The sequence below is a fragment of the Pseudomonas sp. R3-56 genome, from assembly GCF_051132075.1.
Taxonomy (GTDB): Bacteria; Pseudomonadota; Gammaproteobacteria; order Pseudomonadales; family Pseudomonadaceae; genus Aquipseudomonas.
On record NZ_CP071657.1, the window covers coordinates 2,008,417 to 2,022,595 of the forward strand.

Annotated in this window: 2 protein-coding genes; both read left to right on the top strand. The window is 65.1% G+C overall.

The window, feature by feature from the left end; genetic code table 11:
- The first annotated feature begins 159 nt into the window (after positions 1-159).
- Positions 160-13,146, top strand: coding sequence for a non-ribosomal peptide synthetase (locus J3P96_RS09250; RefSeq protein ID WP_434656592.1), 12,987 nt, complete (start codon positions 160-162; stop codon positions 13,144-13,146).
- A 192-nt stretch (positions 13,147-13,338) separates the two neighbouring features.
- Positions 13,339-14,151 carry an alpha/beta fold hydrolase gene (locus J3P96_RS09255; protein ID WP_434656594.1) on the top strand — a complete coding sequence of 271 codons (813 nt, stop codon included), beginning with the start codon at positions 13,339-13,341 and terminating at the stop codon, positions 14,149-14,151.
- Positions 14,152-14,179 lie beyond the last annotated feature (28 nt).

The following is a 14,179-nucleotide window of genomic DNA, read 5'->3' on the forward strand; positions in this document are numbered from 1 at the left end:
GCGGAAGTCCAGCCTGGAAACTGCGACCCGTTGCCGCGGCGTGGCGCCGTCCGATGATCATCCGGATGAGCGGAGGCAAGGCCTGCGACTAATTATTTGCCGGTGTAATCCGTTCCCAAGGGTGACCACTTGCAAGCCGAATCCAGGCAGGAACCCCACATGACCGACGCGTTCGAACTCCCCAGCACCCTGGCCCATGCCCTCCAGCGCCGCGCCGCGTTGACGCCGGACCGGGTGGCCTTGCGCTTTCTTGCCGACACCCCGCAGCAGGGCGTCGTGTTGAGTTATCGCGACCTGGACTTGCGCGCCCGGACCATCGCCGCCGCTTTGCAGGCCGAGGCGGAACTGGGTGATCGCGCCGTACTGCTATTCCCCAGCGGCCCGGATTACGTCGCGGCTTTTTTCGGTTGCCTGTACGCCGGCGTGATCGCCGTTCCGGCCTACCCACCCGAGTCCACCCGCCGCCACCATCAGGAGCGTCTGCTATCGATCATCGCCGACGCCCAGCCGCGGCTGTTGCTCACCAGCAGTGAGGTGCGCGACACGCTACAGGCCATCGAATCGGCGCCGCCGGTACTCTGTGTCGATACCGTCGATCCGGCCCACGCCGGCCAATGGCGGGCGCCGAACCTGCAAGACGATGACATCGCCTTCCTGCAATACACCTCCGGCTCCACTGCGTTGCCCAAGGGGGTGCAGGTGAGCCACGGCAACCTGGTGGCCAACGAAGCGCTGATCCGGCATGGCTTCGGCATTGACGTGAATCCCGACGACGTCATTGTCAGCTGGCTGCCGCTGTATCACGACATGGGCCTGATCGGCGGTTTGCTGCAACCGATCTTCAGCGGGGTGCCGTGCGTACTGATGTCGCCGGCGTATTTCCTCGCCCGACCGTTGCGTTGGCTGGAAGCGATCAGCGAGTACGGCGGCACCATCAGCGGCGGCCCGGATTTCGCCTACCGGCTGTGCAGCGAGCGGGTCAGTGAGTCGGCCCTGGAGCGCCTCGACTTGAGCCATTGGCGCGTGGCCTATTCCGGCTCCGAACCGATTCGCCTCGACAGCCTGGAGCGCTTCGCCGAAAAATTTGCCTCGTGCGGCTTCACGCCGGACAGTTTCATGGCTTCCTATGGCTTGGCTGAAGCCACCCTGTTCGTCGCCGGCACGCCGCGTGGCCGAGGGATCCCCGCGATGCGGATGGATGACGCGGCATTGGCGCAAAACCGCGCCGAGCCGGGGCAGGGCAACGCAGTGATGAGTTGCGGCGTGAGCCAGCCGGACCACTCGGTACTGATCGTCGAGCCCGCCACGCTACAACCGCTGGCCGACAACCAGGTCGGCGAAGTCTGGGCCGCCGGGCCGAGCATTGCCCACGGTTACTGGCGCAACCCCGAGGCCAGCGCCAGGACATTCGTCCAGCATGCCGGCCGCACCTGGCTGCGCACCGGCGACCTTGGCTTTGTGCGCGAAGGCGAGCTGTTCATCACGGGGCGCCTGAAGGATTTGCTCATCGTTCGCGGGCATAACCTTTATCCACAGGACATCGAGCAAGCCGTAGAACGCGAGATCGAGGTGGTGCGCAAGGGACGGGTCGCTGCATTCGCGGTCGACAACGGCGGCGAAGAGGGGATCGGGATTGCCGCGGAAATCAGCCGCAGTGTGCAGAAAATCCTCCCGGCCGAGGCCTTGATCAAAGCGATTCGCCAGGCCGTGGCCGATGCTTGCCAGCAAGCCCCGAGCGTGGTGGTGCTGCTCAATCCCGGAGCCTTGCCGAAGACTTCGAGCGGCAAGCTGCAGCGGTCGGCCTGCCGGGCACGACTGGCTGACGGCAGCCTCGACAGCTATGCGCTGTTTCCCTCGGTCGAGGTGGAGCAAACCCATGAGGCGGGCGCTTCATCGAAGCTGCAAACGCTGATTGGCCAGATCTGGTGCGAGCAGTTACAGGTCGACCAGGTCCAGGGCGCCGATCATTTCTTCCTGCTGGGTGGCAACTCCATCGCCGCCACCCAAGTCATTGCGCGGCTGAGCGAAACCCTCGGCCTGGAGCTCAACCTGCGCCTGCTCTTCGAAGCCCCAACGCTCGGCGCTCTTGCCGCGGCGGTGGCGAACCTGCAGCAGGACGGCGGCCAGGCCCAGGACGCCATCAGCCGGTTGCCACGCCACGAGCCGCTGCCGCAATCGTTGGCGCAAAACCGCTTGTGGCTGACCTGGCAGTTGGATCCGGCAAGCCGTGCCTACAACATTCCCGGCGCCATCCGCCTGCGCGGCGAGCTGGACGAAAACGCCTTGCGCGCCAGCTTCCAGCAATTGATCGAGCGCCATGAGTCCCTGCGCACGCGGTTCCTGGAACGCGATGGGGTGGCCTTGCAGCAAATCGATCCGGCCGGCGAGTTCAATCTTCAGGTGATCGATCTTTGCGACATGCCTGCTGACCAGCGCGAAGCGCGGGCGCGGCAGATCCGCGAAGACGAAGCCGCCACCCAGTTCGATCTGGAAAAGGGTCCGCTGCTGTGGGTCACCTTGTTGCGCCTGGATCAGGACGACCATCAACTGTTGGTGACGATGCACCACATCATCGCCGATGGCTGGTCGATGAACGTCCTGATCGAGGAGTTCTCACGGCTCTACGCCGCGGCGTCCCAGGGGCAGGTCGCCGAGTTGGCGCCGTTGCCGTTGCACTACGCCGACTACGGCAGTTGGCAGCGCCAATGGCTCGGGCAAGGTGAAGCTGAGCGCCAGCTGGCCTATTGGAAACAGCAACTGGGCGATGAGCATCCGACCCTGGCACTGAGCACCGATCATCCGCGCAGCGCCCTGCATCAGCGCAGCGCCGCGCGCCACAGCCTGCGCCTGGACAAGGACCTCGGCGATGCCCTGCGCCGGACGGCCCTGGCTCATGACGCCACGCCGTTCATATTCTTGCTGGCGGCATTCCAGGCGTTGCTGCAGCGCTACACCGGCCAGTCCGACATCCGCATCGGCGTGCCCAACGCCAACCGCCCGCGCCGGGAAACCCAGGGCCTGATCGGCTTCTTCATCAACACCCAGGTGCTGCGCGCGCAAATCGATTCGCGCCAGCCATTCGCCGCGCTGCTGGCCCAGGCCCGGGAAGCCACGCTGGGCGCCCAGGCGCATCAGGACCTGCCTTTCGAACAACTGCTGGAAGCGTACCCACAGGCGCGGGAACAAGGTCTGTTCCAGGTCATGTTCAACCATCAGCAGCGCGACCTCGGCGCGTTGCGGCGCCTGCCGGGGCTGTTGGCCGATGAGTTGCCCTGGCACAGCCGCGAAGCCAAGTTCGACTTGCAGTTGCATAGCGAAGAGGACCGCAACGGACGGTTGGCGCTGTCGTTCGATTACGCTGACGAGCTGTTCGAGGCCACGACTATCACCCGCTTGGCCGAACACTTTTGCAGCCTGCTTCGGGCGGTTTGTAGCAACCCGCAGCAGGCGATCGGCGACGTGCAGCTGTTGAGCGACGCTGAATCCGCCCAACAGCTGCCATGGGGCTCGGCGCCTTGCGAGCCGGCCAGCCAGTGGCTGCCGGAACTGCTCAACGAACAGGCCCGCCGCACCCCGCAACGTACCGCGTTGCAGTGGGACGGTGGTGCGCTGGACTATGCCGAGCTGCACACCCAGGCCAATCGCCTGGCCCATTACCTGCGGGACAAAGGCGTCGGCCCGGACGTCTGCGTGGCGATTGCCGCCGAGCGTTCGCCGCAGTTGCTGATCGGCGTGTTGGCGATCATCAAGGCGGGGGGCGCCTATGTGCCGCTGGATGTCGATTATCCGGCCGAGCGCCTGGCCTACATGTTGGGTGACAGCGGCGTCGATCTGCTGCTGACCCAAACCGCCTTGCTGGACCGCTTGCCGGCCTGCGCAGGCGTCAGCGTCATCGCCATGGACGCCCTGCATCTGGAGCAATGGCCGAGCAATCCGCCGGGGCTGCATTTGCATGGCGAGCATCTGGCGTACGTGATCTACACCTCCGGTTCGACCGGTCAGCCGAAGGGCGTCGGCAACACCCATGCCGCCCTGGCCGAGCGCCTGCAATGGATGCAGGCCGCCTATGGGCTGGATGAAACCGACGTGCTCATGCAAAAGGCGCCGATCAGTTTCGACGTGTCGGTGTGGGAGTGTTTCTGGCCGCTGATCAACGGCTGCCAACTGGTACTGGCCGGCCCCGGCGAGCACCGCGACCCGCACCGCATCGCGCAGTTGGTCGAGCGGTTTGGCGTGACCACGCTGCATTTTGTACCGCCGCTGCTCAGCCTGTTCCTCGAGGAGCCGTTGAGCGCCCGCTGCACGAGCTTGCGGCGGATTTTTTCCGGCGGCGAAGCGTTGCCGGCCGAGTTGCGCAACCGGGTGCTGGCGCAACTGCCGGCGGTGCAGCTGCACAACCGCTACGGCCCGACCGAAACCGCTATCAACGTCACGCACTGGCACTGCAGCGAAGCCGATGGCGAGCGCTCGCCGATCGGTCGTCCGCTGGCCAATGTGCTCTGTCGCATCCTCGACAGCGACCTCAATCCGGTGCCGGTCGGTGTGCCGGGTGAATTGTGCATCGGTGGCCTCGGCCTGGCCCGGGGTTACCTGGGGCGACCGGGGCTGACGGCCGAGCGGTTTGTCGCCGACCCGCTGGGTTCGGCCGGCGCGCGCCTGTACCGCACCGGCGACCGGGCGCGCTGGGGCGCTGACGGCGTCATCGAATACCTCGGCCGCCTCGACCAGCAGGTCAAGCTGCGTGGTTTCCGGGTCGAGCCGCAGGAAATCGAAGCGCGACTGCTCGCCCAGCAGGGCGTCGCCCAAGCGGCGGTGCTGGTACGTGACACCGCGGCCGGTGCGCAATTGATCGGCTACTACACCGCGGTCGATGTCGATGAAGATGAAACCGTCCAGTCTGCTCGCCTGACAAACGCCCTCGTCGGCGAATTGCCCGACTACATGGTGCCTGCGCAATTGTTGCGCCTGGACGTCATGCCCCTGAGTCCGAGCGGCAAGCTCGACCGTCGCGCCTTGCCCGAGCCGCAGTGGCAAGTGCGCGAGCACGTCGAGCCGGTCAGCGCCCTCGAACAGCGGGTCGCCGGCATCTGGCGCGACGTGCTGGGTCTGGAGCGCGTTGGCTTGCGCGACGACTTTTTCGCCTTGGGCGGCCATTCGTTGCTGGCTACCCAGATCATTTCCCGCACCCGCCAGGCCTGCAATGTCGAGCTACCGCTGCGCGCGTTGTTCGAGGCCAGTGAGTTGGGCGCCTTCGCTGAACAGGTGCGGTTGATTCAGGTAAGCGGCCAGACCAACCGCCAGCCGCCGATCGAGAAAGTCGACCGCAGCCAACCGGTGCCGCTGTCCTATTCCCAACAGCGTATGTGGTTCCTCTGGCAAATGGAGCCGGACAGCCCGGCCTACAACGTCGGCGGCATGGCGCGGGTGCGCGGGGTGCTGGATGTCGGACGCTTTGAAGCGGCGTTGCAGGCCTTGATCCTGCGCCATGAAACCCTGCGCACAACGTTCCCGAGCATCGATGGCGTGCCTCGCCAACAGGTGCACGGCGAGACGGGCCTGCGCATGGGCTGGAAGGATTTCTCGATGCTGGACGCCGACATGCGCCAGCAACGGGTCCGGCAACTGGCCGACAGCGAGGCCCACGAACCCTTCGACCTGGAAACCGGGCCGCTGCTGCGGGCCTGCCTGGTCAAGACCGCCGAGCATGAGCATTACTTTGTGCTGACCTTGCACCACATCGTCACCGAAGGGTGGGCGATGGATATTTTCGCCCGTGAGCTGAGCGCGCTGTATGAAGCCTTCGTCGATGATCGCGAGTCGCCGCTGGAGCCGTTGCCGGTGCAATACCTCGACTACAGCGTCTGGCAGCGCCAATGGCTGGAATCCGGCGAGCGCCAGCGTCAACTGGACTACTGGACCGCTCAACTGGGCCGCGAACATCCCTTGCTGGAACTGCCAGCCGACCGCCCGCGTCCGCCGGTGCAAAGTCATCGTGGCGAACTGTTCCGTTTCGACCTCAGCGATGAGTTGGCCGCGCGGGTCCGCGCCTTCAATGCCGAACGTGGCCTGACCCTGTTCATGACCATGACCGCCGCCCTGGCCGTGCTGCTTTATCGCTACAGCGGCCAGGCCGACCTGCGCATCGGCGCGCCGGTGGCCAACCGCATCCGCCCGGAAAGCGAAGGGCTGATCGGCGCGTTCCTCAACACCCAGGTGCTGCGTTGCCAGCTCGACGGGCAAATGTCGGTGGGCGAACTGTTCGAGCAGGTGCGCCACACCGTGATCGAAGGCCAGTCCCACCAGGACTTGCCCTTCGATCATCTGGTCGAAGCCCTGCAACCGCCGCGCAGTGCCGCGTACAACCCGCTGTTCCAGGTGATGTGCAACGTCCAGCGCTGGGAATTCCAACAGAGCCGCACGTTGGCCGGCATGAGCGTCGACTACTTGGTCAACGACGCCCGCGCCACCAAGTTCGACCTCAACCTGGAAGTCACCGACCTCGACCAGCGCCTGGGTTGCTGCCTGACCTACAGCACCGATCTGTTCGATGAGCCGCGCATCGCCCGCATGGCCGGTCATTGGCGCAACCTGTTGGAGGCGTTGCTGGTCGATCCGGCTCGGCGGCTGAGCGAATTGCCGTTGCTTGGCGTCGGCGAGCAGCAGCAAATGCTCGACAGCCTGGGCGTCGAGCCCGGTGAGCATCGCCTCGATCAATGCCTCCACGTGCTGTTCGAAGAACAGGCCCGGGCGCGTCCCGACGCAGCCGCGCTGACGTTCGCCGGGCAGACCCTGAGCTATGCCGAACTCGAACGCCGCGCCAATCGCCTGGCCTGGATGCTGCGCGAGCGGGGCGTCGGGCCGCAGGTGCGGGTGGGCCTGGCCCTGGAGCGCTCGCTGGAAATGGTCATCGGCCTGCTGGCGATCCTCAAGGCCGGTGGCGCCTACGTGCCGCTGGATCCGGAATACCCGCTGGACCGCTTGCACTACATGATCGAAGACAGTGGCGTCGGTCTGCTGCTCAGCGACCGGACCATGTTCCAGGCCCTCGGCCCATTGCCGCCGGGCGTGCAGCGCTGGTGCCTGGAGGACGACAGCGAGGCGTTGGCGCAGTATCCGGACCAGTCACCGTCGCTGATCAATCTGCCGCAGCACCATGCATACCTGATCTACACCTCCGGCTCCACCGGCAAGCCCAAGGGCGTGGTCGTGTCCCACGGTGAAATCGCCATGCATTGCCAGGCGGTGATCCACCGTTTCGGCATGCGTCCGGACGACTGCGAGCTGCATTTCTATTCGATCAATTTCGACGCGGCCACCGAGCGCCTGCTGGTGCCGTTGCTCAGCGGCGCTCACGTGGTGCTGCGCGCCCAGGGCCAGTGGGGTGCTCAGGAAATTTGCGGGCTGATCCGTGAGCACCGCATCAATATTCTTGGCTTTACCCCGAGTTATGGCAGCCAGTTGGCGCAATGGCTGGCGACCCAGGGGCAAACGTTGCCGGTGCGCATGTGCATCACCGGTGGCGAAGCGTTGACCGGCGAACATCTGCAGCGCATCCGCGCCGCGTTCAGCCCGAGCCTGTTTTTCAACGCCTATGGTCCGACCGAGACGGTGGTGATGCCGCTGGCGAGCCTGGCGCCGGAACAACTGGAGGAGGGCGCGGGCAGCGTACCGATCGGCAGCGTGATCGGCGCCCGGCGGGCCTACATTCTCGACGCGGACCTGGCGTTGGTGCCGCCAGGCGCGACGGGTGAGCTGTACGTTGGTGGTGCCGGCCTGGCCCAGGGTTATCACCAGCGTCCGGGCATGACCGCCGAGCGCTTCGTCGCCGATCCGTTTGCCGCTGATGGCGGTCGGCTGTACCGCACCGGCGACCTGGTGTGCCAGCGTGCCGACGGCCAAGTGGAGTACCTGGGACGAATCGATCATCAAGTGAAGATTCGCGGTTTCCGCATCGAACTGGGGGAAATCGAAAACCGCCTGCTGGAGCACGCTGCCGTGCGCGAAGCGGTGGTCCTGGCCCTCGACATGCCGGGCGGCAAGCAGTTGGCCGCTTATCTGGCCAGCGACATCGCTGAGCAGGACGCCACGGCGCAAGCGGCCCTGCGCGAAGCGCTGAAGCAGCACCTCAAGGCGCAACTGCCGGAGTACATGGTGCCGACTCACCTGATCCTGCTGGCGAGCATGCCGCTGACCGCCAACGGCAAACTCGATCGCCGCGCCTTGCCAATACCGGATCCGGAGCTCAATCGCCAGCAGTACGTGGCGCCGAGCAATGCCCTGGAACAAGCGCTCGCAGCGATCTGGTGCGAGGTGCTGAACGTCGGGCAGGTCGGCCTGAATGACAACTTCTTCGAGCTGGGCGGCGATTCGATCCTGTCGATCCAGGTCGTCAGCCGTGCCCGGCAGCAGGAAATTCACTTCACGCCGCGAGACCTGTTCCAGCATCAAACCGTGCAGGCCCTGGCCGCCATCGCCACCCGCAGCGAGCAGGTGAGTGTCGAGCAAGGGCTGCTGAGCGGTGAGTCGGGACTTACGCCGATCCAGCACTGGTTCTTTGCCAGCGAGATACCCAACCGTCATCACTGGAACCAGGCGCTGCTGCTGGAGCCGACCACGCTGCTCGAACCACAGCTTCTGGAGCAGGCGCTGCAGGCTGTTTTCCAGCAGCATGATGCCTTGCGCCTGGGCTTCGCCAACACTGCCGGGCATTGGCGCGCCGAGCACCAGCCCTTGTTCGATGGGGCGTTGCTGCAGCATCTTTCGGTGGAATCCACACAAGCCTGCGAAGCGCTGTTTGCCCAGGCGCAGCTTGGCTTCCAGCTGTCGAGCGGGCCATTGCTGCGCGCCGTGCTGGCGGACTTGCCGGACGGTCGGCAGCGCCTGCTGATCGCCATTCATCACCTGGTGGTGGACGGGGTTTCATGGCGGGTATTGATGGACGATCTGCAGACGGCTTACCGCCAATCTGCCGGCGGGCAGACGCTGCGGCTACCGGCCAAGACCAGCCCGTTGCGTGACTGGGCTGCGCGGTTGCAGGCCTACGCTGGCAGCGAATCTCTGCGCGAGGAATTGAACTGGTGGCGCGACCAACTGAGCGGGCCGGACGTTACGCTGCCTTGCGCGAACCCTGGCGGTGGGCGGCAGGAGCGACACGCCGCAAGCGTCAGCGTGCGCCTGGACGCCGAGCGTACCCGGCAACTGTTGCAGCAGGCACCGAGCGCCTATCGCACCCAGGTCAACGACCTGCTGCTCACGGCGCTCGCCCGCGTGCTGTGCCGCCAAGGCAATCAGCAATCGGCGCTGATCCAGCTCGAAGGCCATGGCCGCGAGGCGCTGTTTGATGACGTCGACCTGACGCGCACCGTGGGCTGGTTCACCAGTGTCTATCCGCTGCGCCTGAGCCCGGCGGCCGATGATGTCGGCGCGTCGGTCAAAGCCATCAAGGAGCAACTGCGCGCGGTGCCCCACAAGGGCCTCGGCTACGGCGTGCTGCGTTATCTGGCGGACGCCGGCACACGCCAGGCGATGGCCGGTTTGCCGCAAGCGGCGATCACTTTTAATTACCTCGGTCAGCTTGACCATACGCTCGGCCAGGACGCGTTGTTCCAACCGCTGGATACGCCACTTGGCGCCATTCATGACCCTGACGCGCCACTGCCGAACGAGCTGAGCGTCGACGGCCAGGTCAGCGGCGGCGAACTGCTGTTGCGCTGGACCTTCAGCGCCGAGCGGCATGACCGTGAAAGCATCGTCGCGCTGGCCGAGGCCTATCTCGACGAGTTGCAGCGGCTGATCGAACATTGCCTGGCGGACGAGGCGGGCGGCCTGACGCCGTCGGACTTCCCGCTGGCGAAACTGACCCAGGCGCAATTGGACAACCTGCCGGTGCCGGCCGGGCAGATCGAGGATGTCTACCCGCTGACGCCGATGCAGGAAGGCATGTTGCTGCACACCCTGCTCGAACCGGGCACGGGCCTGTACTACATGCAGGACCGCTACCGCATCAACAGCGAACTGGACCCGCAGCGTTTCGCCCAGGCCTGGCAGGCGGTGATTGCCCGCCACGAAGCCTTGCGCGCTTCGTTCTGCTGGAACGTCGGCGAAGACATGCTGCAGATCATCCACAAGCCCGGGCGCACGCCGGTGGAATACCTCGACTGGCTGCATGTGCCTGAGAACGATCAGGAGCCCAAGCTCCAGGCGCTGCTCAAGCGCGAGCGCGAGGCCGGTTTCGATCTGCTCAACGAGGCACCGTTTCACCTGCGATTGATCCGGGTCGGCGCGGCGCGCTACTGGTTCATGATGAGCAACCACCACATCCTGATCGATGCATGGTGCCGCTCACTGCTGATGGATGATTTCTTCGAGATCTACACCGCCCTCGGTGAACATCGCGAGCCCCGGCTGGCCGTGCCGCCGCGCTATCGCGACTACATCGGCTGGTTGCAACGCCAGGGCCTGGCTGAAGCCCGGCAATGGTGGAAGCAGAACCTGCAAGGCTTCGAGCGGACCACGCCGATCCCCGCCGATCGCCCGTTCCTGCGCGAACACGCCGGTGACAGTGGCGGCATGGTCGTCGGTGACTGCTACACCCGGCTCGACGCTCGGGACGGCGCGCGACTGCGAGAACTGGCCCAGGCCCATCAATTGACCGTGAATACGTTCGCCCAGGCCGCGTGGGCCCTGGTATTGCGCCGGGTCAGCGGCGATCGGGACGTACTCTTCGGCGTCACCGTGGCCGGGCGCCCGGTGGAATTGCCGCAGATGCAACGCACCGTGGGCTTGTTCATCAACAGCGTCGCTCTGCGGGTGCAGATCCCGGGCGATGACCAGGGTTGCAGCGTGCGTCAGTGGCTCAACGGCTTGCTGGACAGCAACATGCAGTTGCGCGAATACGAATACCTGCCGCTGGTGAGCATCCAGGAAGTCAGCGAACTGCCCAAGGGCCAGCCGCTGTTCGACAGCCTCTTCGTGTTCGAGAACGCACCGGTGGAAGTCTCGGTGCTGGATCGTGCCCAGAGTCTCAATGCCACCTCGGACTCGGGCCGCACCCACACCAACTTCCCGCTGACGGCGGTCTGCTATCCGGGCGATGACCTGGGCCTGCACCTGTCTTACGACCAGCGCTATTTCGATGAGTCCACCGTCCAGGGCCTGCTGGGCGAGTTCAAGCGATTGCTGCTGGCCTTGATGGAAGGTTTCCACGGTGACGTGGCCGAGCTGCCGCTGATTGGCAGCGCGGAACAGGACTTCCTGATCGAAGGCTGCAACCAGAGCGAGCGCGCCTATCCGCTGGAGCGCAGTTACGTCGAGCTGTTCGAGGCCCAGGTGGCGGCCCATCCGCAACGCATCGCCGCCAGTTGCCTGGAGGCCCGCTGCACTTACACCGAGCTGAACGAGCGCAGCAATCGCCTCGGCCACGCGTTGGTCGCCGCTGGCGTCGGGCTCGACCAACCGGTGGCGCTGCTGGCCGAACGCGATCTCGACCTGTTGGGCATGATCATCGGCAGCTTCAAGGCCGGCGGCGGTTACCTGCCGCTTGATCCGGGCCTGCCGAGCCAGCGCCTGAGCCGCATCATCGAACTGAGCCGCACGCCGTTGCTGGTCTGCACCCAGGCCTGTCATGAACAGGCGCTGGCCTTGCTGGAAGAGTTCGCCTGCGCCGGCCGGCCAAAGCTGCTGGTCTGGGAAACCGTTCAGGCCAGCGATGTGTCGCGGGACAATCCGCGCCTCTACAGCGGGCCGGACAACCTGGCCTACGTGATCTACACCTCCGGTTCCACCGGCCTGCCCAAAGGCGTCATGGTGCAACAGCGGGGCATGCTCAATAACCAGCTCAGCAAGGTGCCTTACCTGGCGCTGGACGAGACGGACGTGATTGCCCAGACGGCGTCGCAGAGCTTCGACATTTCCGTGTGGCAGTTCCTTGCCGCGCCGCTGTTCGGTGCTCGGGTGGACATCGTGCCCAATGCCATCGCCCACGACCCGCAAGGGCTGCTGGAGCACGTAAAACGCCAGGGCATCAGCGTGCTGGAGAGCGTGCCATCGTTGATCCAGGGCATGCTCGCCGAGGAACGCATCGGCTTGGAAGGCCTGCGCTGGATGCTTCCGACCGGCGAGGCAATGCCGCCGGAACTGGCCCATCAATGGTTGTTGCGTTATCCGGACATCGGCCTGGTGAATGCCTACGGACCGGCCGAATGTTCCGATGACGTGGCGTTCTTCCGGGTCGACCTGGCTTCGACGCGCGGCAGCTACCTGCCCATCGGCACACCGACCGACAATAACCGCCTGTACCTGCTCGACGGTGCGCTGGAGCTGGTGCCGCTGGGCGCGGTGGGCGAGTTGTGCGTCGCCGGCATCGGGGTCGGGCGCGGTTATGTCGGCGATCCGCTGCGCACTGCGCCGGTGTTCGTGCCCGATCCGTTCGGGGCGCCGGGCGACCGGCTGTACCGCACCGGTGACCTGGCGCGCCGCCGCAGCGATGGGGTGTTGGAATATGTCGGGCGGATCGACCACCAGGTGAAGATTCGCGGCTATCGCATCGAACTGGGGGAAATCGAAGCGCGGCTGCATGAACAGCCCGAAGTCCGCGATGCGGCAGTGGGCGTGCAGGAAGGCGCCAATGGCAGACATCTGGTGGGTTATCTGGTCGCCGCCGACGCGACGCTGAGCCCGACCGAGCGGCTGGATCGCATCAAGCAGCGCCTGCGCAGCGAATTGCCGGAATACATGGTGCCGCTGCACTGGCTGTGGCTCGACCGCCTGCCCCTGAACGCCAACGGCAAGCTCGATCGCAAGGCCTTGCCGGCCCTGGAGATCGGCCAGTTGCAAAGCCAGGATTACCAGGCCCCGGCCAACGAGCTGGAACAGACCCTGGCGGACATTTGGGCCGAGGTGCTGAAGGTCGAACGGGTGGGCGTACGCGACAACTTCTTCGAGCTGGGCGGACACTCATTGCTGGCCACACAGATCGCCTCGCGCGTGCAAAAAGCCCTGCAGCGCAACGTGCCGCTCAGGGCCATGTTCGAGTGCAGCACGGTGCAGGAACTGGCCGAATACATCGCAGGGCTGGAGGCCAGTGAAATCACCGGGGAGAAAGTCGATCGACTGAATGATTTGATGGCGGAATTGGAAGGAATGTAGTTTTGCGGCGTCTATAAGGACCCTTTCGCGAGCAGGCTCGCTCCCACAGTGGATTGGTGGACATGATCCATGTGGGAGCGAGCCTGCTCGCGAAGGTGTCTGCATAAACAACGCAAAACCCGAAGTTGACGACCCGCCCATCGCGGCCCAGTCTCCCGAAGTTTTTTCCGGACTTAATCAAGGAATTCACTCATGCCCTTCGCAACGATCGACGGACAACCGCTCCATTACCTCGACCAGGGCCAGGGCCCGGTGGTGCTGCTTGGCAGCAGCTATTTGTGGGACCACAGCATGTGGGCGCCGCAGATTGACGCCTTGTCGAAGCACTATCGGGTCATCGTCCCTGAACTGTGGGGCCACGGCCAGTCCGGACGTTTGCCCGAGAATACGTCCTCGCTGAACGATCTGGCTCGCCAGGCATTGGCGTTGCTCGATCAACTGGGCATCGATTGCTTCAGCCTGGTGGGGCTGTCGGTGGGCGGCATGTGGGGCGCGCGCCTGGCGCTGGCGGCGCCTGGACGCGTGCAGTCGTTGGTATTGATGGACACCTATGTGGGCGTCGAACCGGAGCCGACACGTCTGTATTACTTTTCGCTATTCGACAAGATCGAGGCCAGCGGTAGCATCCCGGAGCCGTTGCTGGACATCGTCGTGCCGATTTTCTTCCGGCCCGGCATCGACCCGCAATCAGCGCTTTACCGGCAGTTTCGCGCCACCTTGGCGGCGTTGCCAGCCGATCGTCTGCGCGACAGCATCGTACCGCTGGGGCGGATCATCTTTGGTCGGGACGACATCCTGGGGCAATTGCGTGAGTTGAATGCCGAGCGCACGCTGGTGATGTGTGGTGACCAGGACAAGCCACGGCCACCGTCCGAGGCGCTGGAGATGGCTGAATTGATCGGCTGCGAGCATGTGCTGATTCCCGAGGCGGGGCATATTTCCAACCTGGAGAACCCGGCGTTTGTGACCGAGGCGTTGCTGGGGTTCCTGAAACACAGGCATTGATTGCTGCTCAAACCCGTGGCGAGGGAGC